Origin of the sequence: Pseudomonas frederiksbergensis (assembly GCF_001874645.1) — a bacterium.
GTDB lineage: Bacteria > Pseudomonadota > Gammaproteobacteria > Pseudomonadales > Pseudomonadaceae > Aquipseudomonas > Aquipseudomonas frederiksbergensis_B.
Map to the genome: position 1 here is coordinate 3425972 of NZ_CP017886.1, position 22989 is coordinate 3448960.

The 22989-nt window shown below is 59.4% G+C and carries 21 protein-coding genes and 1 riboswitch; of the genes, 9 read left to right on the forward strand and 12 right to left on the reverse strand.

The window, feature by feature from the left end:
* The first annotated feature begins 25 nt into the window (after positions 1–25).
* Complete coding sequence (locus BLL42_RS16420; RefSeq protein ID WP_071553046.1) at positions 26–472, forward strand: response regulator; 447 nt, start codon at positions 26–28, stop codon at positions 470–472.
* Between the two features lie 6 nt (positions 473–478).
* Here the strand turns inward: BLL42_RS16420 and BLL42_RS16425 are convergent, their stop codons facing one another.
* Both BLL42_RS16425 and BLL42_RS16430 read right to left on the reverse strand, forming a co-directional pair.
* Complete coding sequence (locus tag BLL42_RS16425) at positions 479–1198, reverse strand: 16S rRNA (uracil(1498)-N(3))-methyltransferase (RefSeq protein WP_071553047.1); 720 nt, start codon at positions 1196–1198, stop codon at positions 479–481.
* 55 nt (positions 1199–1253) lie between these two features.
* A complete protein-coding gene (locus BLL42_RS16430; RefSeq protein ID WP_071553048.1) occupies positions 1254–2660 on the reverse strand; it encodes an adenosylmethionine--8-amino-7-oxononanoate transaminase in 1407 nt (468 codons plus the stop codon).
* A gap of 323 nt (positions 2661–2983) precedes the next feature.
* Between BLL42_RS16430 and BLL42_RS16435 the strand changes: the two genes are divergently transcribed.
* A complete protein-coding gene (locus BLL42_RS16435) occupies positions 2984–3535 on the forward strand; it encodes a cytochrome b (protein ID WP_071553049.1) in 552 nt (183 codons plus the stop codon).
* A gap of 32 nt (positions 3536–3567) precedes the next feature.
* Positions 3568–4146, forward strand: a complete 579-nt coding sequence (locus BLL42_RS16440) for a YceI family protein (RefSeq protein ID WP_071553050.1) — start codon at positions 3568–3570, stop codon at positions 4144–4146.
* Between the two features lie 66 nt (positions 4147–4212).
* On the opposite strand, the gene rhlE2 is transcribed toward BLL42_RS16440, so the two are convergent.
* The 5 genes from rhlE2 to ahcY form a co-directional block, all read right to left on the reverse strand.
* The gene (gene rhlE2 / locus BLL42_RS16445; RefSeq protein WP_071553051.1) at positions 4213–6069 is read right to left on the reverse strand and encodes an RNA helicase RhlE2; all 1857 of its coding nucleotides are present in this window, start codon (positions 6067–6069) and stop codon (positions 4213–4215) included.
* Positions 6070–6295: 226 nt separating this feature from the next.
* Positions 6296–7111 (reverse strand): substrate-binding periplasmic protein, encoded by an 816-nt coding sequence (locus BLL42_RS16450; protein ID WP_071553052.1) that lies wholly within the window; start codon positions 7109–7111, stop codon positions 6296–6298.
* Positions 7112–7222: 111 nt separating this feature from the next.
* On the reverse strand, positions 7223–8305 hold the full coding sequence (locus BLL42_RS16455) for a hypothetical protein (RefSeq protein ID WP_071553053.1): 1083 nt from the start codon (positions 8303–8305) through the stop codon (positions 7223–7225).
* 86 nt (positions 8306–8391) lie between these two features.
* Complete coding sequence (gene metF, locus BLL42_RS16460; RefSeq protein WP_071553054.1) at positions 8392–9237, reverse strand: methylenetetrahydrofolate reductase [NAD(P)H]; 846 nt, start codon at positions 9235–9237, stop codon at positions 8392–8394.
* 193 nt (positions 9238–9430) lie between these two features.
* A complete protein-coding gene (ahcY, locus tag BLL42_RS16465) occupies positions 9431–10840 on the reverse strand; it encodes an adenosylhomocysteinase (RefSeq protein WP_071553055.1) in 1410 nt (469 codons plus the stop codon).
* A gap of 22 nt (positions 10841–10862) precedes the next feature.
* Positions 10863–10965, reverse strand: a riboswitch (S-adenosyl-L-homocysteine riboswitch).
* A 198-nt stretch (positions 10966–11163) separates the two neighbouring features.
* Here ahcY and BLL42_RS16470 point away from each other — a divergent pair.
* The 3 genes from BLL42_RS16470 to BLL42_RS16480 all read left to right on the forward strand — a co-directional run bounded on the left by BLL42_RS16470 (position 11164) and on the right by BLL42_RS16480 (position 12941).
* Positions 11164–11568, forward strand: coding sequence for an acyl-CoA thioesterase (locus BLL42_RS16470; protein WP_071553056.1), 405 nt, complete (start codon positions 11164–11166; stop codon positions 11566–11568).
* 120 nt (positions 11569–11688) lie between these two features.
* Positions 11689–12522, forward strand: coding sequence for an EamA family transporter (locus BLL42_RS16475; RefSeq protein ID WP_071553057.1), 834 nt, complete (start codon positions 11689–11691; stop codon positions 12520–12522).
* A 35-nt stretch (positions 12523–12557) separates the two neighbouring features.
* Positions 12558–12941 (forward strand): MAPEG family protein, encoded by a 384-nt coding sequence (locus BLL42_RS16480; protein ID WP_071553058.1) that lies wholly within the window; start codon positions 12558–12560, stop codon positions 12939–12941.
* 84 nt (positions 12942–13025) lie between these two features.
* On the opposite strand, the gene mltA is transcribed toward BLL42_RS16480, so the two are convergent.
* Complete coding sequence (gene mltA / locus BLL42_RS16485) at positions 13026–14198, reverse strand: murein transglycosylase A (protein WP_071553059.1); 1173 nt, start codon at positions 14196–14198, stop codon at positions 13026–13028.
* Between the two features lie 128 nt (positions 14199–14326).
* Between mltA and BLL42_RS16490 the strand changes: the two genes are divergently transcribed.
* A complete protein-coding gene (locus BLL42_RS16490; protein WP_071553060.1) occupies positions 14327–14776 on the forward strand; it encodes a c-type cytochrome in 450 nt (149 codons plus the stop codon).
* A gap of 98 nt (positions 14777–14874) precedes the next feature.
* Here BLL42_RS16490 and BLL42_RS16495 read toward each other — a convergent pair whose 3' ends face one another.
* The 4 genes from BLL42_RS16495 to BLL42_RS16510 form a co-directional block, all read right to left on the reverse strand.
* On the reverse strand, positions 14875–15270 hold the full coding sequence (locus BLL42_RS16495; protein WP_071553061.1) for a DUF1090 domain-containing protein: 396 nt from the start codon (positions 15268–15270) through the stop codon (positions 14875–14877).
* Between the two features lie 96 nt (positions 15271–15366).
* A complete protein-coding gene (gene ligB, locus BLL42_RS16500; protein WP_071553062.1) occupies positions 15367–17049 on the reverse strand; it encodes an NAD-dependent DNA ligase LigB in 1683 nt (560 codons plus the stop codon).
* Between the two features lie 236 nt (positions 17050–17285).
* Positions 17286–18476: a methionine adenosyltransferase gene (gene metK / locus BLL42_RS16505; protein ID WP_019694042.1), complete on the reverse strand. Its 1191-nt coding sequence runs from the start codon at positions 18474–18476 to the stop codon at positions 17286–17288.
* 18 nt (positions 18477–18494) lie between these two features.
* Complete coding sequence (locus BLL42_RS16510; protein WP_071553063.1) at positions 18495–19490, reverse strand: ArsR/SmtB family transcription factor; 996 nt, start codon at positions 19488–19490, stop codon at positions 18495–18497.
* A gap of 273 nt (positions 19491–19763) precedes the next feature.
* Here BLL42_RS16510 and tkt point away from each other — a divergent pair, with 273 nt between their 5' ends.
* Both tkt and epd read left to right on the forward strand, forming a co-directional pair.
* Positions 19764–21761, forward strand: coding sequence for a transketolase (gene tkt, locus BLL42_RS16515; RefSeq protein ID WP_071553064.1), 1998 nt, complete (start codon positions 19764–19766; stop codon positions 21759–21761).
* Positions 21762–21931: 170 nt separating this feature from the next.
* Entirely contained in the window at positions 21932–22987 is a 1056-nt protein-coding gene (gene epd, locus BLL42_RS16520) for an erythrose-4-phosphate dehydrogenase (RefSeq protein ID WP_071553065.1), read from the forward strand.
* Positions 22988–22989 lie beyond the last annotated feature (2 nt).

Genomic DNA, 22989 nt, shown 5'->3' on the forward strand with positions numbered 1-22989 from the left:
TTGATCTGAACATGTAGAGAGATTTATGTCTGACCACGATATTTTGAGCGATGCCGAGCGTGAAGCGTTGAATGCAGTCATGCACGAACCGGATTTGCCGGCACAACGTGTGCTGATCGTCGATGACGACAAGGACGCGCGTGAGCTGCTTTCGGAAATTCTTGCGCTTGATGGCATCCGCAGCATGACGGCAGCCAGTGGCGAAATCGCACTCAAACTGTTGGACTCGAACAAGTCGATCGGTTTGCTCATCACGGATCTGCGGATGCGTCACATCAATGGTCTGGAACTGGTCCGTGAAGTGCGTGAGTCGGAACGGGCGGCATTGCCGATCATCATCGTTTCCGGTGACGCCAAAGCCCGCGATGTCATCGATGCCATGCACTTGAGCGTGGTGGATTTTCTGCTCAAGCCCATCGATAGCAAAGAGCTATTGGCACTGGTCAAGCATCAGTTGGGGATGGCGCCTTAGGGTTTTTTAGAAATCGCCCCACAACTGCTGAGCCACGGCCAACGCCACCACGGGCGCGGTTTCGGTGCGCAGCACTCGCGGGCCGAGACGGGCGGAATGGAAACCGGCGCTTTGGGCCTGATCGACTTCCACGTCCGACAACCCGCCTTCCGGGCCGATCAGGAACGCCAGTGTCGAAGGTTTTGCATGGCTGACCAGTGGCTCAGCCACCGGGTGCAGCACCAGTTTCAGGTCGGCCTCGGATTGTTTGAGCCAGTCGGCCAGCAACAGGGGGGGGTGGATCACCGGTACTCGCGAACGACCGCATTGTTCGCACGCGCTGATAGCGACCTGACGCCAGTGTTGCAGGCGTTTGTCAGCGCGTTCGTCCTTGAGCCGGACTTCGCAGCGTTCACTGAAAATCGGGGTGATTTCAGTCACGCCCAACTCGGTGGCTTTTTGAATCGCCCAGTCCATCCGCTCGCCCCGGGACAAGCCCTGGCCCAGATGAATCTGCAACGGCGACTCGACTTGCCCGACGAAGCTTTCCGTTAACGCCACGCGCACGCGTTTCTTGCCGACTTCCGCCAGCGTGCCGCGAAATTCCTGGCCTGAACCGTCGAACACTTGCAGCGCATCGCCCTCGGCCATGCGCAGCACGCGACTGATGTAGTGCGCCTGGGCCTCTGGCAATTCATGCTCGCCGAGGCTCAAGGGGGCGTCGATAAAGAAGCGGGACAGTCTCATTCGGGTTCTCTGTAAAAAGTCGGATGTAGCTCGGCGCAGGGTTGCTCAGTGGCTGTTAGCCCGGATCACGGAAGCCCGGATGGAAGTCTTTCGGCACCGCTACGCTGACCTTGTTGCTGGTGGCGATATCGATCCCTTCGCTGGCAACGATGGCAAGGAAGTCGATCTGCTCGGGGGTAATCACGTACGGCGGCAGGAAATACACCACGCTGCCCAACGGCCGCAACAGCGCGCCACGTTCCAGCGCGTGCTGGAACACCTTCAGCCCACGGCGTTCCTGCCAGGGATAAGCGGTTTTGCTCGCCTTGTCCTGAACCATCTCGATGGCCAGCACCATGCCAGTCTGGCGTACTTCCGAAACATGGGGGTGGTCAACCAGGTGCGCGGTCGAGCTGGCCATGCGCTGGGCGAGGGCCTTGTTGTTTTCGATGACGTTGTCTTCTTCGAAGATATCCAGTGTCGCCAACGCCGCCGCACAGGCCAGCGGGTTGCCCGTGTAGCTGTGGGAATGCAGGAAGGCGCGCAGGGTTGGATAGTCGTCGTAGAAAGCGCTGTAGACCTCATCCGTGGTGACGCATGCTGCCAGCGGCAGATAACCGCCAGTCAAGGCTTTGGACAGGCACAGGAAATCCGGGCGGATGCCGGCCTGTTCGCAGGCGAACATCGTCCCGGTGCGGCCGAAGCCGACGGCGATTTCATCGTGGATCAGGTGCACGCCGTAACGGTCACAGGCTTCGCGTAGCAATTTCAGGTACACCGGGTGATACATACGCATCCCGCCAGCGCCCTGGATCAGTGGCTCGACGATCACCGCGGCAACGGTTTCGTGATTTTCGGCGAGGGTCTGTTCCATTGCGGCGAACATAGTGCGCGAGTGTTGTTCCCAGCTCATGCCTTCGGGACGCAAGTAGCAGTCCGGGCTTGGCACCTTGATGGTGTCCAGCAGCAGCGCTTTATAGGTTTCGGTGAACAGCGGCACGTCGCCGACCGACATCGCGGCCATGGTTTCGCCGTGGTAGCTGTTGGTCAGCGTGACGAAGCGCTTCTTGTTCGACTGGCCGCGGTTGAGCCAGTAGTGAAAGCTCATTTTCAGCGCAACTTCGATGCAGGACGAACCGTTATCGGCGTAGAAGCACCGCGTCAGGCCTTCCGGCGTCATCTTTACCAGGCGTTCGGACAACTCGATCACCGGCTGATGGCTGAAGCCAGCGAGGATCACGTGTTCCAGTTGATCGACCTGGTCCTTGATCCGCTGATTGATTCGCGGGTTGGCGTGGCCGAACACATTGACCCACCAGGAACTGACCGCGTCGAGGTAGCGTTTGCCTTCGAAGTCTTCGAGCCAGACGCCTTCGCCGCGTTTGATCGGGATCAGCGGCAGCTGTTCGTGGTCTTTCATCTGGGTGCAGGGATGCCACAGAACCGCGAGATCGCGCTGCATCCACTGATTATTCAGGCCCATTTTCACTCTCCTCGAGGCGGTCCGTGACATGCGCGGACATACAATCGCGCAAGCCTATGCAATGCCAGGCGAGCGGACAACCTATTGTGGCGTTTACACATGGAAACAGTGGTGCGCTACGTGGTTGTATTGACGTGCGCATCCCCTGACAGGGCACGCTAGAGCTTCTGGTGATTGTGTCGCACGTTGGGGGGTTAATCTTTCCTTAACCCACCTCTTTCAGACTCTTGATCGTATTTCTCGATATTTCAAAGCGAAATTTTCGGCTTTAATTCGATAGATAACTCGATAGTCTTGGTCGCAGTTCTTACAGGATTTGGGCAATGCAGCTACGTAACTCTTCCTCCCGCTACGGCTGGGTCAGCATCTTTCTGCACTGGGGCGTAGCGCTGGCAGTCTTCGGTCTGTTTGCTCTGGGCTTGTGGATGGTCGGTCTCGACTACTACAGCAGCTGGCGCAAAGAAGCGCCGGACTTGCATAAAAGCATCGGCCTGACGCTGTTCGCGATCATGCTGCTGCGGGTGTTGTGGCGCTTTATCAGCCCAACACCGCCGCCGCTGCAAAGCTATAACCGCATGACGCGCCTCGGCGCCAAGCTCGGTCATTCCTTTCTCTATCTCAGTCTGTTCGCTGTGATGATAGCCGGTTACCTGATTTCCACCGCAGACGGTGTCGGGATTCCGGTGTTTGGTCTGTTTGAGATTCCTGCGCTGATTTCCGGTCTACCGGACCAGGCAGACATAGCCGGTGCGATTCATCTGTATCTGGCCTGGGCGCTGGTAATTCTTTCCGGTCTCCATGCGCTGGCAGCACTGAAACACCACTTTATCGACCGTGATGCGACCCTGGCGCGAATGCTGGGACGCAAAGCCTGATGTTCAACCTAGACTCCCAAGGAATAGAAAGCATGTTGAAAAAGACTCTCGCCGCTCTGGCAATCGGTACTGCTCTGTTGTCGGCAGGGCAAGCGATGGCCGCAGAATACAAGATCGACAAGGAAGGCAATCACGCTTTCGTCGACTTCAAGATCAGCCACCTGGGTTACAGCTTCATCCACGGAACTTTCAAGGATTGGGACGGTAAGTTCAGCTTCGACGCCAAGGCTCCAGAAGCCAGCAAAATCGATGTTGTCCTGAAAACTGCCAGCGTTGATACCAACCACGCTGAACGTGACAAGCACATCCGTACCCCGGACTTCCTGGACGCAGCGAAATTCCCTGAAGCCAAGTTCGTGTCCACCAGTGTTAAATCCACTGGCGAAAAAACCGCTGACGTGACCGGCGACCTGACCCTGCACGGTGTGACCAAGCCAGTCGTGTTCAAGGCAACCTTCAACGGCGAAGGCAAGGATCCATGGGGCGGCTACCGTGCCGGCTTCAACGGCACGACTACCCTGCAGCTGAGCGAGTTCGGCATCAAAGGCCCAGGTCCTACTTCCCAGACCCTGGACCTGGACATCTCGTTTGAAGGTGTTCAAGCGAAATAATTTTCGTTGCTGACACAAAAACGCCCCCGATCTTGCGATCGGGGGCGTTTTTGTTAGCGGGAAAAATCAGCGGTTGCGAGTCAGCAACGCTGGTTTTTCGCCGCGTGGGCGGCTTGGCAATTGATCGAGCTGCTCAGGCGTCGGGAAGCGATCAGCTTTGGACTCCTTGTGCATGATCTTCGGCTGGGTACCGCGTGGGTTTTGCACTGCGGGTTCCTGACGGGGCTCGTCGTCACGGGCCGGGCGACGGTTGCGCGACTCTTCACGACGGGCCTGGCCGTCACGTGGAGCACCGCTGCGTGGACCGTTGCGTTTGGCAGGCGGGGTGCCAGTGCTGGCGCCGCTGCTGTTACGTGGACCGTTCTGGCGACCTTGTGGTTGGCCGGTGCGTGGAGCACCTGCGGCAGCGCCTTGTGCCGGAGCACCTGGACGGCGGCCACGACCCTGAGGAGCCTTTTGCTGCGGAACGTAGTCGACGCGGTTGCCGAAGTTATCGACATCGTCGTCGAGGAACTCGTCCGGTGCACGGTCAGCGGCGGCGCGGGGTGCCGGACGCTGCTGTTCACGGGCCGGAGTGCCCTCGCGAGGTTTTTGGGCCGGGCGTTCGCCACGGCTGGCAGCCGGTTTTTCCTTGCCGCCCTTGTCCTTGCCTTTGTCTTTACGACCGCCGCCACCGCCGCTGCCGTTTGGACCGTCGCCGCGTGGGCCACGTGGGTTGCGCGGGTTACGCACATCCGGACGCTCGCGAACTTCTGGTTTCTCGGCTTCTACAGCGCTGGAATCAAAGCCCATCAGGTCGCCATCGGCGATTTTCTGCTTGGTCATGCGCTCGATGCTTTTCAGCAGTTTTTCTTCGTCCGGGGCAACCAGCGAGATCGCTTCGCCCGAACGACCGGCACGACCAGTACGGCCGATACGGTGCACATAGTCTTCGTCGACGTTTGGCAGCTCGAAGTTGACCACGTGTGGCAGTTGATCGATATCCAGGCCGCGAGCGGCGATATCGGTGGCCACCAGGATGCGCACTTCACCGGCCTTGAAGTCGGCCAGGGCTTTGGTGCGAGCGTTCTGGCTCTTGTTACCGTGGATTGCGACGGCGCTCAGGCCGTGTTTGTCCAGGTACTCGGCCAGACGGTTGGCGCCGTGCTTGGTGCGGGTGAAGACCAGAACCTGTTCCCAGGCGCCGGCAGTAATCAGGTGCGCCAGCAGCGAGCGCTTGTGGCTGGCGGCCAGACGGAACACGCGTTGCTCGATGCGCTCGACCGTGGTGTTCGGCGGCGTGACTTCGATGCGTTCCGGGTTGTGCAGCAACTTGCCGGCAAGGTCGGTGATGTCCTTGGAGAAGGTTGCCGAGAACAGCAGGTTCTGACGTTTGGCCGGCAAGCGAGCGAGGACCTTTTTCACGTCATGGACGAAGCCCATGTCGAGCATCCGGTCCGCTTCGTCGAGTACCAGGATTTCCACGTGGGACAGGTCGACGCTGCCTTGGCCGGCAAGGTCGAGCAGGCGACCCGGGCAGGCCACCAGCACGTCAACACCACGGGACATGGCCTGAACCTGTGGGTTCATGCCAACGCCGCCGAAGATGCAGGCACTGACGAACTTCAGGTCACGGGCGTAGACCTTGAAGCTCTCGTGCACCTGGGCGGCCAGTTCGCGGGTTGGGGTCAGGACCAGGACGCGCGGCTGGCGCGGGCCGTGACGCTGGGATTTGTCCGGGTGACCGTTGGGGAACAAGCGCTCCAGAATCGGCAGGGCGAAGCCGCCGGTCTTGCCAGTACCTGTCTGTGCCGCAACCATCAAGTCGCGACCTTGCAACACGGCGGGAATGGCCCGCTGTTGCACCGGAGTAGGCTGGGTGTAGCCGGCAGCTTCAATGGCGCCGACTAAAGCCTCGGAGAGACCGAGGGAAGCAAAGGACATGAGTAATCCTGTTTTAGTTAGGGCTTGGCCCAATGGGATAGTCTTGCCTGGCGCGAATGGCGTTTGAGAGAAGCGCAATCGCGTCCGGTCCTGCGGGGGCTTGAAGGCTTATCTTCGAGTGCTCGCGCGGGCTGAAAAGCTGCGCTGTAGCGGTGTCGAGATGCCTTAAACAAGACCGAGCGTCCGGGCGTAAGCCTGGCGGGAAGGCCGGAGTATAACAGAGCAATCACGGAGCGCTGCTTTCCTGCTGCTCAACGGTTTTCCCGTTGCTGGCTTGCGGCGTGATCAGCGGGGCGTCAGGTACCGGGCCGGCGCCATAGCGTGCACTGAGCTCAGCGTAGGCCGGCTCGCGCTTGAAGCGCTTGAGCTCGGCGCCGAAACGCTGCACCAGCAGGTCCATGCCGGCATTGCGACGCAGGGCCAGAAACTGGCTTTGGTGACTGATGACTGAGGGGCTTTCGCTGATCTGGTCGCGTAGTTTCAAGGTGTCGAGCAGGGTTTGCCCCACCCGGCGGTCGGTGATCAGCAGGTCGATGCGGCCACGTGCAAGCTTGCCGAAGTTGGCTTCATGGGTCGGCGCAGGCTCGCGGGTGAACAGGATCGAGTCCCTGAATTCCTGGCTGTACAGGTAGCCGGGCGAGGTGCCGATGGTCAGGCCGCGCAGGTCTTCAAGGGTGCGGAAGGGGTGAGGGCGATCATTGGCATAGAACATCACGAACTCGACTTCCGACAGCGGTTCGCCGGGATAGAGCAGGGTGGCGTCGCGTTCGCTGCTGTAGAAGATATCCAGCGCGCCGTCGGCCAGCCCTTGATCAAGCATGGCCAGGCAGCGTTTCCAGGGCAGGAACTGCCACTCCACCTCAATACCCAAACGCTGGAAGACGATCGCCGTAGTTTCGTAATCCAACCCAAGGGCCTGGCCGTTTTCCTCATATACGTAGGGCGCCCAGGGCTCGGTGACAAGGCGCAGCTTCTCGCCCCGAGCGGTAAAGCTCAGGCAAGCGAAAAGCACGGCTGTCAGCAATTGGGCAATGACGGGCATCGCTGGAGATTACGACGAGAGCCGGTAAAATAGCTAGAGGCGGTCTAGGGGGCGTTCTCTATTAGTTTTCCCGGTGTGGAAACTAATAGAGAGCGCCCTCTGGCCCGAGGGTTAGTCGCCTTTTGTCTGCACCAGATGCAGATAGATGGCCTTGCGGCGCTCGCCCAGCACCAGACGAATCATCGGGTGGTTGAACCAGTGTTCGAGCTGATGGTTTTCAAGGGGCCTGTCGAGGCGACGCTCGACGTTATCACGAGCCTTTTCCCACCAGACCGGCGTGCATGCCTGATCGAACGGATTGGTGTGCTGGTAGCAGCCGTAGAGGATTTCACGCATGAACTGGCGCTGATGTCTGGGCAGGGCCAGGGTTACGATTTTATAGGCCAGACGTTGGAGTGTCGGTGGTCGCGGCAATGTCGCGGTCACCAGGCGGGTTTCATCCAGCGCGAAGGTGCTGACCGGGTCGGCGCCATGCTTGTCGAGCCATGCTTTGATCTTGGCGCGAAACAGCTGCTTACGGCTCCAGTAGTGATGGATCAGGTCCGGACACTCGCGCACCTGCGTTGTGCGGTAGGCCGCTACCGACAGGCAGAACTCTTCAAGGGTATAGGCGCCTTGCGCCAGAGGGTACAGCTCATCCATCAAGGCGATCGAATGATCCAGAACGCCGGCATCCGCGCGATCAAGGCCGATGACTCCGGAGTTCAGCAGCGGCATCTGGTCATCTGCCAGGTGTCTTTGCTGCAGCACGCCAGCCAGCGTCTGATACAGCCCCGCCTCTTTATTGGTGCCGTATTGCAATCCAAAGGCATTGCACAGCAGGGTGCCGGGTTCGACGCGACGGAACAGTTCCAGCGGTGAGCAGTGGAAGAACGTGTCGGTGTCGATCAGCAGCGCTCGCTCGGATTCGCGCAGCACCTGCTGCATCACTACGTGCTTGGCGCGGAAGTGATAACCATGAGGCGAAATCCACGCCTGACGGGTGCTTTCATCCAGCTCTCGAACCCGAACCGGCAAGTCGCGGTAAGGCGCAGGGTTGTCGGTGAAGACTTGAATGTCCAACCCTTCGTCTGGAGTTTCGCGCAGGCCTGCCAAGGCACTGGCGATACTGAACACGGCTTCCTGGTGATAGGTGTTGGCACCGTAAACCAGATAAATCAGCTGTGGGTTTGTGACTGGGCGAGTTGTAGACATCTGCTGCGATCATCCCTGGCGAATTGGGAGAGTGAAAAAAAAGGCTCTGGATTTCGCCAGAGCCTCATTCTGATGCTAAGCGTATATCAGCGCGGCAGCTTCAGGTTACTCCATACCGCCAGGCTAGGCTCAGCCTGGTTCAGGGTATAGAAATGCAGCCCTGGTGCACCGCCTTGCAACAAGCGTTCACACATTTCGGTGATCACCTGCTCGCCGAAACCCTGAATGCTCTGGGTGTCGTCACCGTAGGCTTCCAGTTGCTTGCGGATCCAGCGCGGGATTTCCGCACCGCAGGCGTCGGAGAACCGTGCCAGCTTGCTGTAGTTGGTGATCGGCATGATGCCCGGAACAATCGGGATGTTCACGCCCATCGCCCGCACACGCTCGACGAAGTAGAAGTAACTGTCGGCGTTGAAAAAGTACTGGGTGATCGCACTGTTGGCACCGGCGTTGGCCTTGCGCACGAAGTTGGTGAGATCGTCTTCGAAGTTGCGTGCTTGCGGGTGCATTTCCGGGTAAGCGGCGACTTCGATGTGGAAGTGATCGCCGGTCTCTTCACGAATGAAGCTCACCAGGTCATTGGCGTGGCGCATTTCGCCGCTGGCCATGCCCATGCCTGAAGGCAGGTCACCGCGCAAAGCAACGATCCGCTTGATGCCGGCTGCCTTGTATTGAGCCAGCAGGCCGCGCAAGTCAGCCTTGCTGTCGCCCACGCAAGACAAATGCGGAGCGGCAGGGACTTTGACTTCGCTTTCGAGCTGCAACACGGTGTTGAGGGTGCGATCACGGGTCGAACCACCAGCGCCATAGGTGCAGGAGAAGAAATCGGGGTTGTACGTGGCCAACTGACGGGCAGTGGCGATGAGCTTTTCATGCCCGGCGTCGGTCTTCGTAGGGAAGAATTCGAAGCTGTAGCGGCGGTCTTGGGACATTGGAATACCCTTGCAAACGCGTAAGCCTTGTAGGCGCCGCGCTTACTGTAGGAGCAAAGCTTGCTCGCGATGCAAGCGCCGCGGTGTTTCAGGAACACCGTGGTGATGCTATCACTAGCAAGCTTTGCTACTGCCGTAAACAGGGATCCTACATAAGCCCGCTCCCACAGAGGGAGCGGACAGTCTGTGCCTATCAGTAGCGGTAAGCGTGCGGCTTGAACGGGCCTTCGACGGTCACGCCGATGTATTCAGCCTGTTGCTTGGTCAGTTGTGTGACCACGCCACCGAAACCGCGGACCATTTCCAGGGCCACTTCTTCGTCGAGTTTCTTCGGCAGTACTTCAACGGTCAGGCGCTCGGCTTTCTGGGCTGGCGACAGGTCGGCGTACTTCTGGCCGAACAGGAAGATCTGCGCCAGAACCTGGTTGGCGAACGAGCCGTCCATGATGCGGCTTGGGTGGCCAGTGGCGTTGCCCAGGTTAACCAGACGGCCTTCGGCCAGCAGGATCAGGTAGTCGTCGTTCTGTGCGTCGAAATCGCCAGGGCCGGTACGGTGAACTTTGTGAACCTGTGGCTTCACTTCTTCCCATGCCCAGTTTTTACGCATGAAAGCAGTGTCGATTTCGTTGTCGAAGTGACCGATGTTGCAGACAACGGCGCGCTTCTTCAGGGCTTTGAGCATGTTTGCGTCGCAAACATTCACGTTACCGGTCGTGGTCACGATCAGGTCGATCTTGCCCAGCAGGGCTTTGTCGATACTGGCGTCGGTGCCGTTGTTGATACCGTCGATGAACGGCGAAACCAGTTCAAAGCCGTCCATGCAGGCTTGCATGGCGCAGATCGGGTCAACTTCGGAGACTTTAACGATCATGCCTTCCTGACGCAGGGACTGGGCCGAACCCTTGCCCACGTCACCGTAACCGATGACCAGCGCTTGCTTGCCGGACAGCAGGTGGTCGGTGCCGCGCTTGATCGCGTCGTTCAGGCTGTGACGGCAGCCGTACTTGTTGTCGTTCTTGCTCTTGGTCACCGAGTCGTTGACGTTGATGGCCGGGATTTTCAGTTCGCCCTTGGCCAGCATGTCCAGCAAGCGGTGAACGCCGGTGGTGGTTTCTTCGGTCACGCCGTGGACGCGGTCCAGGATGGCGGGGTACTTCTTGTGCAGCAGCTCGGTCAGGTCGCCGCCGTCGTCGAGGATCATGTTGGCATCCCAAGGCGCGCCATCCTTGAGGATGGTTTGCTCAAGGCACCACTCGTACTCTTCTTCGGTTTCGCCTTTCCAGGCGAAAACCGGGATGCCGGCAGCGGCGATAGCGGCAGCGGCCTGGTCCTGAGTCGAGAAAATGTTGCAGGACGACCAGCGTACTTCGGCACCCAGGGCAACCAGGGTCTCGATCAGCACGGCAGTCTGAATGGTCATGTGGATGCAGCCGAGGATCTTCGCGCCCTTGAGCGGTTGCTCGGCGGAGTACTTGCGACGCAGACCCATCAGGGCCGGCATTTCCGATTCGGCGATGATGGTTTCGCGACGGCCCCAGGCAGCCAGGGACATGTCGGCAACTTTGTAGTCGTTAAAATCTGCAGGCGTGTTTACAGCGCTCATGAAGAGCCTCCATTCGTAAGTATGCGAATGGGCGCCGTTGTGCGTTTAGTGTCCAGCCGATCATGGCCAGGCAACGCCCCATCCGAGCCTGACAGGTCGAACCTGCTGCAGCGCCCCTCGGACAGGTGGCGGGAAAACGGTACCAAGTGAAGATGACCGTTTTGAAACGGTGGCGATTATAGCCGTGTGCGCAATACTTCCAAAGGGTTTCTGTCGGCCAAATGAAAGTCATTAATGGCGACCATAGTAGAAGCCTCATGGAGCATGACTGCCCGGTCTGCCATGATGGCCGGCATCAATTGGCAAGACGGTCAGGAGTGAGCATGAATTTCCACACCCGCAAATGGGTAAAACCCGAAGACCTCAACCCCAACGGCACGCTGTTCGGTGGCAGCCTGCTGCGCTGGATAGACGAAGAGGCGGCCATTTACGCGATCGTCCAGTTGGGCAACCAGCGCGTGGTCACCAAGTACATTTCCGAAATCAACTTCGTCAGCGCCTCGCGCCAGGGCGACATCATCGAGCTGGGTATCACGGCCACCGAATTCGGTCGTACCTCGATCACCCTGACTTGCGAAGTGCGCAACAAGATCACCCGCAAAAGCATCCTCACGGTCGAGAAGATGGTCTTCGTCAACCTGGGCGAAGACGGCTTGCCCGCGGCCCATGGCAGGACCGAGATCAAGTATGTCAAAGACCAGTTCCAGGATGACGCCTCGGTCGAATGATGCGAGCCTCGTAGGCGCTGCCGAAGGTTCGGGCCGCGTTCGGACGATCCTTTGATCTTGAAAGTCGAAAGATCGCAGCCTTCGGCAGCTCCTACGGGGGGGCACAGTAAGGAGTGTGTAGTGCTTGCGACGGCGTTGGTGTTGGTGGCGGCGTTGTTGCACGCGGCCTGGAATACCCTGATCAAATTCAGTGCCGAACGGTTATTGGTCGTGGCCTGCATGGACAGCATAGCGATGCTGTTTGTCGCGCTGATGCTGGGCTTCGTCGCACTGCCACCGATGGACATCTGGCCATGGATACTCGCTTCGGCGGCCTTCGAGTTGCTCTATCGGTATCTGCTGATCCAGGCCTATCGGGTTGGCGATCTTGGGCTGGTCTATCCACTGATGCGCGGTTTGTCGCCGTTGGTGGTCTTGGCGCTGACACTGATCTTTGCCGGTGAAGTGCTGACGACCCAGCAGATCCTCGGCATCTTATTGATTCCGTTCGGCATGTTGTGCCTGCTCTGGCAGGGTGGTGGCGGGGAGCGTTTGCCGTGGTCGATGTTGCCGGTGGTGGTGCTGATCGGCTTGTGTATCGGCTGCTACACCTTCATCGACGGGCAGGCAATACGGCGTTGGTCGCACCCGCTCGATTACCTGGTCTGGGTCACGTTGCTCAGCGCCTGGCCGTTTCCGCTGTTGGCACTGGTGCGCAAGCGTCCGGCCTTTATGCTGTTCTGGCGTGGACAGTGGCGACTGGGTTTGAGCGTCGGGTTCTGCGTGTTGTTCAGCTACGCTTTGGTGCTCTGGGCCATGCAATTGGGGTCGATTGCCGAAGCGGCAGCGTTGCGCGAGATCAGTGTGATTCTGGTGGTGCTGTTCGGCATGCGTTACCTCAAAGAGCCTTTCGGCAGGCCCAGACTCTTGGCCTGCGGGCTGGTGCTGGTCGGTATGCTCGTCATGAAGTTCTGAATGAACGTTCACAAATCTCTGAAAAGGAATCCGCAATGACGGTTGCCCTGTGGTGTGTATTGATCGCGATTTTCTTGCCGTACCTGTGCACTGTCATCGCCAAGATTGGCGGTAGGTTCGGGCTTCGGGATAATCATGATCCGCGAGATTTTCTTGAAAGCCTCGACGGGTTTGCCAGGCGTGCCCACTGGGCCCAGTTGAACAGTTTTGAAGTAACCCCGGCGTTTGCCGCTGCGGTCATCGTCGCGCATCTGGCCGGCAATGCCGAGCTGGTGACGATCAACGTGCTGTCGGTACTGTTCATCACCAGTCGCCTGCTTTACATCATCTGCTACCTGGCAGACTGGGCGACCCTGCGTTCGCTGGTGTGGTTTGTCGGCATGGGGCTGATTGCCAGTTTCTTTTTTGTATCGATCTGACGAAGCAAGATCAAGAGATCGCAGGCTTCGCCAGCTCCTACGCTGATTTCTGTAGGAGCTGCCGCAGGCTGTGATCTTTTGCTTTTAAGGTTTATCAGCCACCTGCGGGAGCTGCGGCAGCGCCGCGCCTTTTGGCCAGAGCATCCAGATTTGCCCTTGTTGTTTCATGTCGCCGGCCAGTTGCCCGGCGGCTTCGCCCGTGCCCCAGAACAGGTCGGCACGCACTTCACCGGTGATCGCGCCGCCGGTGTCCTGCGCGGCGACAGGGCGTACCAGTGCGCTGCCATCAGGGCGAGTGGTGGATAACCACAGCAGACTGCCCAGCGGAATCACCTTGCGATCCACCGCCACGCTGTAACCCGAGGTCAGCGGCACGTTCAGCGAGCCGCGCGGGCCTTCGTTGCTGTCTGGGTTGCGGTTGAAGAACACGTAGCTCGGGTTGCTGCCAAGCAGTTCAGGGATGCGCGTCGGATGGGCCTTGGCCCAGGCGCTGATAGCGCCCATGGTCACTTCTTCTTTCTTCAACTCGCCCTGATCCACCAGCCAGCGGCCGATAGGTCGGTACGGGTGACCGTTCTGGTCGGCATAACCGATACGCAGTTGGCGGCCATCTTCCAGTTGAATGCGGCCCGAGCCCTGGATTTGCAGGAACTGCAGGTCCATCGGGTCGGTCAGCCACGCCAGCACAGGCGCCTTGACCCCTTTGGTTTCAATGGCGGCGGCATCGTCGTAAGGCTTGAGCACCCGGCCTTCAAGACGACCGCGCAGACGCTTGCCTTTGAGTTCGGGGTAAATGCTCTCCAGGGAGACGATGATCATGTCGTCCGGCACACCATAAACCGGCACATTGGCCACCGGGTTCTGCATCAGGCTGCCCGGATAGACCGGCTCGTAATAGCCGGTGATCAAACCATTGGCATTGCCGCCGGAAGAACGCAGGCCGTAGACCTCCAGATGCTCCTTGAGAAATCCACGAATGGCGTCGGCGGCTTGCGGTACGTTGGTGGCCGCCGAGCAGGTCGCGCCCCAGACCGGGTCGGCCTTCAGGCGAGTACAGGCGCTGCGCCAGGAACCGAAGCCGGCCAGCAAGTCGTTATCGGACACCGCCGGCAAGGCTTCCCAGGTCGCGCTGGAGTAGGTGGCGATGGCGTGGGTTTGTGGTTTTGCGGTGTCGCCACTGTTGCAACCGGCGAGCAGGGCGACCATCGGAGCGGTCCAGAGCAGAGTGTTGCGCCAGGCCTTGAAACGGCTGTTCATGCGGTATTTCCTTTGCAGGTTGCCCGAGCGCTTCCAGCGTTCAAGCAACCCTTGTTGTTAATAGGGCTATTGGTCTTTGCCGACGACGCGAGGATACTGGCCGCCGTTTCCCGTGACCTGAAGCCACCATGACTCTTAAAAGACTTTCTGTTGTATTGCTGGCCTGCCTGACGCTGTCCGCTTGTGGCGGTGTTGATCCGAACTCGCCGCTGGGTCAGCGCAAGGCGATCTTCAAGCAAATGCTCAAGACCGGCGAAGACCTGGGCGGCATGTTGCGTGGACGCATCCCGTTTGACGGCCCGCGCTTTACTGAGGGTGCGGTCAAACTCGACGCCTTGTCCCATGAGCCGTGGAAGCATTTCCCACAGGTTCGCGAGGACGGCAAAACCAGCGCCAAAGACGATGTCTGGCAACAGCAGGCGCGTTTCCAGGACATGGCCCGCACACTTGAAGCCGCCACCGGTGAATTGGTGATTGCCAGCCAGGCTCAGCCGTACAAGGCCAGTAACCTGGGCCCGGCGGTGCAGAAAGTCGAAGACGCCTGTAGTGCGTGCCATAAACAGTTTCGTGATCATTGATTTATAAAAGATCGCAGCCTGCGGCAGCTCCTACAAGGTTATGTGAACACCTGTAGGAGCTGCCGCAGGCTGCGATCTTTTGAGTCCATAACGATTTCTTACTTATCCAGCTCATCCAGCGCCTGCTGCAATTCCTTGCGGGACTCGGCGAGTTTGTCTTTGCGTTTGTTGATCTTCTCGGCATCGCCCTTTTTCATGGCCTTGTCGAGTTCGGCCTGACGGCGGCTGACTTCGTGCTTGGCGTCGAGCACCTTGTTCTCGCGCTCTTTCTTCAAGGAGGCGTCGTTGCAGTGGTCGGTGACTTCGCTCAGGGCTTTCTCCAGGCCAGCCAGCTGCTCGGCATTGCCATGGGGCCGGGCCTGTTCGATCTGGCTGCTGATGGATTGGCGCTTGGCGGCGCAGCCAGTGAGTTCCGGGGTTTCTTCGGCAGCCATCAGCGGTGCCGCCATGACGCTACAAAGGGTCAGCACGGCGAGCGGTGAAAGAAATTTCATAAAGGCTCCGTTTAAAAAATCATCAGATCGGCAGCGGATGGGCTGTTGGAGCGCATCGATACCCGTTGGGTTCAAAACTGCCGGCTCTTTGTATATCTAGAAACCGTCTATCCCGGCAGCGTGTAATTGTTCGCTCAAGGCCAGCACCTGCGGGTCGCGGAAAAATGCGCTCAATTGCGCTGCGCGCCCCGGGCCGATTCCGGCTTCGGTCTGCCATTGCTCAGTGTCTCGTTGCGCCAGTAATTGCCATGAGTCTGCAAGTTTTGCCTCACCCGTGGGCGGCAAGCCCAAAGCCTTCAGCCAGCGTGAAAAGGGCTGTTGCCGGGCGCTTTGCAGGCTGTTCAGCAAGCGGGCACTGCTGCGCTCGCCGATGCCGTCAATGTTAGCAAGCTCTTGGGCATCGAGGGTCAACCAATCGAGCAACCCCTTGAGGCGTCCGGCGCTGATCAGTTTTCCCCAGGTGCCGGGGCCTATATGGCGCAGCGCCAGGCCTTGCTTGCCACTGAGCCAGGTCAGCCGCGCGAGAAACTGGTTTTCGCAACCTGGCGTCGGTTGCCAACAGCTGAGGTGATGAAAGTCTTCTGCACGCGGTGCGCTCACCCCTGACCGTTCAGTGCTGCGTAACACGACACTGTCGAGTCGCGGGATGGTCAGCCCTGCAAGGCTGATGGCGACCTGATCACCGGGACGGATATCCATGGCCTGCCAGCGCTGCAACGAACCGACGCTCACCTGTTTGATCTGCCGGTCATCCAGCATGACCGGAGCAAGCTCTAACACCGGGGTGATGCGCCCGGTGCGCCCGATCTTGAAGTTGACCTTGCGCACTTCAGCCAACACCTGGGCGAAAGGGTACTTCCAGGCCACACTCCAGAACGGTGTTTTCGCCTCCCAGCGCTCTGCCGCCGGACGGTGACTCTGGCGCAAGACAATACCGTCGCTGGCAAACGGCAGGGGCGTGCGATACCAGTGATCGCGCCAACGCTCGGCGTCGGCAAATGCGCTGACGGGGTGGCTGTAGAACTCACTGTCAGAGAAACCCAACGCTTTCAGGGCGGCCAGACGCTCTGGCAAGCTGGCCGGACCTTGCGGCCAGTCCCAGACGAACAGCCCGATCCCGTTGGCATCCTCCGGGCTTAGCGCTTTACGGGCCATCAATCCGGCCACGGCACTACGGGCATTCAGGCTGCCACTTTTGGCTTGCACATGATCCGCCAAGCGCCAATAGAGTTCGCCTTGCAACAGCAGGTCCAACGGCTGCGGCAGTTGCTGGGGGATCGCGGCGATCTTGCGCGCCGAGGCTGTCCAGTCCTGGCCGTTGATACCGTCCCCGCGACTGATCGCCTGCTGAAACTGGCCCGCACGGTAAATCAGCGTGACCGCAACGCCATCGACTTTGGGCTGCGCCCAGATATCGGCGCGTGACGTGAGCCAGGCTTCGACGGCCCGACCGTCGATGAGTTTTTCGAGGCCTGTGTGGGGAATCGGATGGGTAACCGTGCCACGGGTGGCACGCAGTGGATTTTCAGGTGTTGTGGTCGGGTCAAAGCATTCTCGCCAAGCTTTGAGGCGGGCGCGGGATTGGTCATAGAGTTCGTCGGCGACCAGCGAGCGTCCCTGTCGGTGATAGCTGTCGTCCCAATGACCGATTTGCTGTTGCAATGCGGCTATTTCAGTTTGAGCCCGGGTGGGGAGCCAGTCGGGGCAGGTAGTGGCATTAGCGTTCAGACAAGCAACGAGCATCCAGAAACCGATCAACAAGCGTAGCGTGGGCAGCATCATGAGCATCCTTGCTCGAGTGGGATGCCTGAAGGCTAGATCAGTTGTGAAGCACGCCAGCGAGAGTGTTTTGCAGTGTGTTTCGAAACAAGATCGCAGCCTGCGGCAGCTCCTACAGTGGATCTGCGTACTTCTGTAGGCGCTGCCGCAGGCTGCGATCTTTTGATCTTTCCAATACGTATGAAAAAGCCCCGCACGGCGAACCGTGCGGGGCTTTTTGTGTTGCCAGGAAAGTCTTACAGACCAGCAGCAGCGCGCAAGGCGTCGGCGCGGTCGGTTTTTTCCCAGGTGAAGGTGGTGAAGGTATCGTCACCCACCGTCTTGGTTTCCGGCGTACGGCCGAAGTGGCCGTAGGCTGCGGTTTCCTGGTACATCGGGTGCAGCAGGTCGAGCATGGTGGTGATTGCGTATGGACGCAGGTCGAACACTTCGCGGACCAGTTTGATGATCTTGTCATCGCTGATCTTGCCGGTGCCGAAGGTGTTCAACGAGATCGAAGTCGGCTGGGCGACGCCGATGGCGTAGGAAACCTGAATCTCGCAACGCTCGGCCAGGCCGGCAGCCACGATGTTCTTGGCGACATAACGACCGGCGTAGGCCGCGGAACGGTCAACCTTCGATGGATCTTTACCGGAGAACGCGCCGCCACCGTGACGGGCCATGCCGCCGTAGGTGTCAACGATGATCTTGCGACCGGTCAGGCCGCAGTCGCCCACCGGGCCACCGATGATGAAGTTGCCGGTCGGGTTGATGTGGAACTGGGTGTCCTTGTGCAGCAGTTCAGCTGGCAGCACGTGCTTGACGATCAGCTCCATCACGCCTTCGCGCAGGTCTTTGTAAGACACTTCCGGGTTGTGCTGAGTCGACAGAACGATCGCGTCGATACCGACAACCTTGCCGTTTTCATAGCGGCAAGTGACTTGCGACTTGGCGTCCGGACGCAGCCATGGCAGCAGGCCGGATTTGCGGGCTTCAGCCTGACGCTGAACCAGCTGGTGCGAGAAGGTGATCGGTGCAGGCATCAGCACGTCGGTTTCGTTGCTGGCGTAGCCGAACATCAGGCCCTGGTCGCCGGCGCCCTGATCTTCTGGCTTGCTGCGGTCAACGCCCTGGGCGATGTCTACCGACTGCTTGCCGATGATGTTCATCACGCCGCAGGTCGCGCCGTCGAAGCCGACATTCGAGCTGTTGTAGCCGATGTCGAGGATCACGTTACGGACGATGTCTTCCAGATCGACCCAGGCCGAGGTGGTGACTTCGCCGGCGATGATCGCCACGCCCGTTTTCACCAGAGTCTCGCACGCCACACGGGCGAACTTGTCTTCAGCAATGATGGCGTCCAGCACCGCATCAGAAATCTGGTCGGCGATTTTGTCCGGATGCCCTTCAGACACGGACTCGGAGGTGAAAAGGGAGTATTCGCTCATCTCGATGTTTTCCTGAATTTACCGATGGTGAGTGTCGCCAGCCGGTCGCTGAAAGTGGCGGACCTGGATCTGGAAACCATTACGTAAGCCTACATAGAGGCTTTCCCCGGGAACGAGTCCCGCAGCGGTGGCCCAGCGGGCCAAATCGTCCTGTTCAAACCCCAACCAAAGATCACCGCAGGCCTCCCTGGCCCAACTTTGGTTGTGGCTACATAACTCTGTCACTAACAGGCTACCGCCTGGTTGCAGCAAACCGGCCATGTGCTTGAGCGCATCGGCTGGCGCGGCGAAATGGTGCAAGACCATGTTCAGTACAACGCAGTCGGCCTCAAGGCTTACGCCATTCAATGCATCGGCCAATTGCAGGCTGACGTTAGCCAGCTGCTCACGTTCGCAGACCTGACGCGCCAGTTCGAGCATCGCCGGGCTATTGTCGAGCGCCGTCACCTGACTGAAGCGGCGCGCCAGTTCCGGCAGAAAGCTGCCATCGCCGGGGCCGACTTCAATCGCTGTGGCACCTTCGCTGAAACTCAACTTGTCGAGCATCGCCAATACGCTTTCGCGGTACTGCGCCAAGCCGGCGATCAAGTCTTGCTGGGCGCGAAACTTTTCCGCAACCCGTGAGAAAAAGTCCTGGCTGGCAGCGGCTCGTTGTCCGTGGACCTGACTGATTCTTGCCTGTACATCGCTTGGCAAGGTCAGATTGTCCACTTCTTCGAGCAATGCCGCGTGCAGCTTGCCCCCCAGCAGTTCGGTGTGGGGCAGGGCGCGACGGTAAAAAATCGCATTGCCTTCGCGGCGGGTCGCCACCAGGTCGGCCTGGGCCAGCACCTTCAAGTGGTGGCTCATGCCCGATTGGCCGGTGGCGAAGATTTGCGCCAGCTCCAGCACGCCGAACGAATCGTTGGCCAGCGCGCGCAAAACGTTCAGCCGCAACGGATCGCCGCCGGCCTTGCACAAGGCCGCCAGCTCATCGCAGTCGTCATGGCGAATGGAAGGCACGCGTAAATTCATAAGGCCAGCAGTCTAGTGATGCGCCGATATCCCCGCAAGGCCAATATCAAAAAGTTTTGATATTGCTCGATAGATGGCACTTCCCGGGCTGCGCTTCACTCTACAAACGAAGCGCGGAAAGGTTTCACCCGACGAATCCGCATTTATCCACAGGAAAAACGCCTCGGATCGACTATCTGTCATTGCCCCGAGGCGTCCGGGTGAGGGAAAATGCTCGCCTTTTTTCCGTTTCATTTTATTCACTCTCGATTCAGAATCCGCAGGAGAACAGCGATGCCCAGCCGTCGTGAGCGTGCCAACGCCATTCGTGCCCTCAGCATGGATGCCGTGCAAAAAGCCAACAGCGGCCATCCCGGTGCCCCTATGGGTATGGCGGATATCGCCGAAGTGCTTTGGCGTGACTACCTCAAGCACAACCCGAGCAATCCATCGTTTGCCGACCGCGACCGGTTCATCCTGTCCAACGGTCACGGCTCGATGTTGATCTACTCGCTGCTGCACCTGACCGGCTACGACCTGTCGATCGATGACCTGAAAAACTTCCGCCAACTGCACAGTCGCACCCCGGGCCACCCGGAACTCGGCTACACCCCGGGTGTTGAAACCACCACTGGCCCGTTGGGTCAGGGCCTGGCCAACGCCGTGGGTTTTGCCCTGGCAGAAAAAGTCCTGGCGGCGCAGTTCAACCGTCCAGGTCACAACGTTGTCGACCATCACACCTACGTGTTCCTGGGCGATGGCTGCATGATGGAAGGCATTTCCCATGAAGTCGGCTCCCTGGCCGGTACGCTGGGCCTGGGCAAACTGATCGCCTTCTATGATGACAACGGCATCTCCATCGACGGCGAAGTCGAAGGCTGGTTCACCGATGACACCCCGAAGCGTTTCGAAGCCTACAACTGGCAAGTGATCCGCAACGTTGACGGTCACGACCCGGAAGAGATCAAGACCGCGATCGAGACTGCACGCAAAAGCGACAAACCGACGCTGATCTGCTGCAAAACCACCATCGGCTTCGGTTCGCCGAACAAACAAGGCAAGGAAGACTGCCACGGCGCCCCACTGGGTGACGCGGAAATCGCTTTGACCCGTGCCGCGCTGAAGTGGAACCACGGCCCGTTCGAAATCCCGGCCGACATCTACGCCGAATGGGATGCCAAGGAAGCCGGTCGCGCCGTTGAAGCCGAATGGGACCAGCGTTTCGCTGCCTACTCCGCCGAATTCCCTGAGCTGGCCAATGAGTTGGTGCGTCGTCTGAGCGGTGATCTGCCAGCTGACTTCTCTGAAAAAGCTTCGGCCTACATCGCTGAAGTGGCGGCCAAAGGCGAAACTATCGCCAGCCGTAAAGCCAGCCAGAACGCCCTGAACGCGTTCGGCCCGCTGCTGCCGGAAATGCTTGGTGGTTCGGCTGACCTGGCCGGCTCCAACCTGACCCTGTGGAAAGGTTGCAAAGGTGTCAGCGCTGAAGACGCCAGCGGCAACTACATGTACTACGGCGTTCGCGAGTTCGGCATGACTGCCATCATGAACGGCGTTGCCCTGCACGGCGGTCTGGTGCCTTACGGCGCAACCTTCCTGATGTTCATGGAATACGCCCGCAACGCCGTGCGCATGTCCGCCCTGATGAAGCAGCGCGTGATTCATGTTTACACCCACGACTCCATCGGTCTGGGCGAAGACGGTCCGACTCACCAGCCAATCGAGCAACTGGCCAGCCTGCGCTGCACGCCGAACCTCGACACCTGGCGTCCAGCCGATGCCGTTGAATCGGCAGTGGCCTGGAAGAACGCTCTGGAGCGTAAAGATGGTCCTTCGGCACTGATCTTCTCGCGTCAGAACCTGCAGCACCAAACCCGTGACGCGGTGCAGATCGAACTGATCAACCGTGGTGGTTACGTGCTCAAGGATTGCGCAGGCGAGCCTGAGCTGATCCTGATCTCCACCGGTTCGGAAGTCGGTCTGGCCGTTCAGGCCTACGACAAACTGACTGAACAGGGCCGCAAGGTGCGCGTGGTTTCCATGCCATGCACCAGCGTGTTCGATGCTCAGGACGCCGGCTACAAGCAAGCGGTTCTGCCGTTGCAGGTCAGCGCCCGTATTGCCATCGAGGCCGCTCACGCGGACTACTGGTACAAGTACGTGGGCCTGGAAGGTCGTGTTATCGGCATGACCACCTACGGCGAGTCGGCGCCTGCGCCTGCCTTGTTCGAAGAGTTCGGCTTCACCCTGGAAAACATCCTGGGTCAGGCTGAAGAGTTGCTGGAAGACTAAAATACGACGCGGCGGTTCTGTAGCCGCCGCGGTTCCTGTGTAGGAGCTGCCGCAGGCTGCGATCTTTTGATCTTCGGTTGTTAAGATCAAAAGATCGCAGCCTGCGGCAGCTCCTACTGGGGATTGTGTTGTTAGCGAGAATTCGTCTGCCTGCGTCTATCGAGAACCCCATGCCTCAACCGCGTCCTTACAAAGTTGCACTCAACGGCTACGGCCGGATTGGTCGTTGCGTCTTGCGTGCTTTGTTCGAGCGAGGGGCGGCTGCCGGGTTTGAAATTGTGGCAATCAACGATCTGGCTGATATGGCCAGCATCGAATACCTGACACGCTTTGACTCCACCCACGGGCGTTTTCCCGGTGAGGTGAAGGTCGACGGCGATTGTCTGCATATTAATGGCAACTGCGTGAAGGTCCTGCGCAGTGCCACCCCCGAAGGCATCGATTGGGCGTCGTTGGGCGTCGATCTGGTGCTTGAGTGCTCCGGCGCTTACCACACTCGCGCAGACGGCCAGCGTTTCCTAGACGCCGGCGCGCCGCGTGTGCTGTTTTCCCAGCCGATGGCCAGCGAAGCGGATGTCGACGCCACCATCGTCTACGGCGTCAATCAGGATTGCCTGACCGGCGATGAACTGCTGGTGTCCAACGCGTCCTGCACCACCAACTGCGGCGTGCCGTTGTTGCGTCTGCTGGATCAGGCCTTTGGCCTGGACTTCGTGTCGATCACCACGATTCACTCGGCGATGAACGACCAGCCGGTGATCGACGCCTACCACCACGAAGACCTGCGCCGCACCCGTTCGGCGTTCCAGTCGGTGATCCCGGTGTCTACCGGTCTGGCGCGTGGTATCGAGCGCCTGCTGCCGGAACTTGCCGGGCGAATTCAGGCCAAAGCTGTACGCGTGCCGACGGTCAACGTGTCTTGCCTCGACATCACGATGCAAACCGTCACCGACACCGACGCCGCCGAGGTCAACCGGATCCTGCGCGAGGCCGCCACCAGCGGCCCGCTCAAGGGGCTGTTGGCGTACACCGAATTGCCTCACGCCAGTTGTGATTTCAACCATGACCCACATTCGGCGATCGTCGATGCCAGTCAGACCCGCGTTTCCGGCCCAAGGCTGGTGAACGTGCTGGCCTGGTTCGACAATGAATGGGGTTTTGCCAACCGAATGTTGGATGTTGCAGAACACTATCTGCAAACAGCGACTAACAAACCTGCTCTCTAAAA

Bases quoted from the DNA above. Each gene is read 5' to 3' on its own strand.
- ligB (WP_071553062.1), bottom strand. From the start codon at position 17,049: ATGCTGCCCACGCTACGCTTGTTGATCGGTTTCTGGATGCTCGTTGCT.
- metF (WP_071553054.1), bottom strand. From the start codon at position 9,237: ATGTCCCAAGACCGCCGCTACAGCTTCGAATTCTTCCCTACGAAGACC.
- epd (WP_071553065.1), top strand. From the start codon at position 21,932: ATGCCTCAACCGCGTCCTTACAAAGTTGCACTCAACGGCTACGGCCGG.
- BLL42_RS16450 (WP_071553052.1), bottom strand. From the start codon at position 7,111: ATGCCCGTCATTGCCCAATTGCTGACAGCCGTGCTTTTCGCTTGCCTG.
- rhlE2 (WP_071553051.1), bottom strand. From the start codon at position 6,069: ATGTCCTTTGCTTCCCTCGGTCTCTCCGAGGCTTTAGTCGGCGCCATT.
- mltA (WP_071553059.1), bottom strand. From the start codon at position 14,198: ATGAACAGCCGTTTCAAGGCCTGGCGCAACACTCTGCTCTGGACCGCT.
- BLL42_RS16430 (WP_071553048.1), bottom strand. From the start codon at position 2,660: ATGGGCCTGAATAATCAGTGGATGCAGCGCGATCTCGCGGTTCTGTGG.
- BLL42_RS16470 (WP_071553056.1), top strand. From the start codon at position 11,164: ATGAATTTCCACACCCGCAAATGGGTAAAACCCGAAGACCTCAACCCC.
- BLL42_RS16510 (WP_071553063.1), bottom strand. From the start codon at position 19,490: ATGAATTTACGCGTGCCTTCCATTCGCCATGACGACTGCGATGAGCTG.
- metK (WP_019694042.1), bottom strand. From the start codon at position 18,476: ATGAGCGAATACTCCCTTTTCACCTCCGAGTCCGTGTCTGAAGGGCAT.
- BLL42_RS16490 (WP_071553060.1), top strand. From the start codon at position 14,327: ATGACTCTTAAAAGACTTTCTGTTGTATTGCTGGCCTGCCTGACGCTG.
- BLL42_RS16495 (WP_071553061.1), bottom strand. From the start codon at position 15,270: ATGAAATTTCTTTCACCGCTCGCCGTGCTGACCCTTTGTAGCGTCATG.
- BLL42_RS16480 (WP_071553058.1), top strand. From the start codon at position 12,558: ATGACGGTTGCCCTGTGGTGTGTATTGATCGCGATTTTCTTGCCGTAC.
- BLL42_RS16455 (WP_071553053.1), bottom strand. From the start codon at position 8,305: ATGTCTACAACTCGCCCAGTCACAAACCCACAGCTGATTTATCTGGTT.
- BLL42_RS16440 (WP_071553050.1), top strand. From the start codon at position 3,568: ATGTTGAAAAAGACTCTCGCCGCTCTGGCAATCGGTACTGCTCTGTTG.
- tkt (WP_071553064.1), top strand. From the start codon at position 19,764: ATGCCCAGCCGTCGTGAGCGTGCCAACGCCATTCGTGCCCTCAGCATG.
- BLL42_RS16425 (WP_071553047.1), bottom strand. From the start codon at position 1,198: ATGAGACTGTCCCGCTTCTTTATCGACGCCCCCTTGAGCCTCGGCGAG.
- ahcY (WP_071553055.1), bottom strand. From the start codon at position 10,840: ATGAGCGCTGTAAACACGCCTGCAGATTTTAACGACTACAAAGTTGCC.
- BLL42_RS16420 (WP_071553046.1), top strand. From the start codon at position 26: ATGTCTGACCACGATATTTTGAGCGATGCCGAGCGTGAAGCGTTGAAT.
- BLL42_RS16435 (WP_071553049.1), top strand. From the start codon at position 2,984: ATGCAGCTACGTAACTCTTCCTCCCGCTACGGCTGGGTCAGCATCTTT.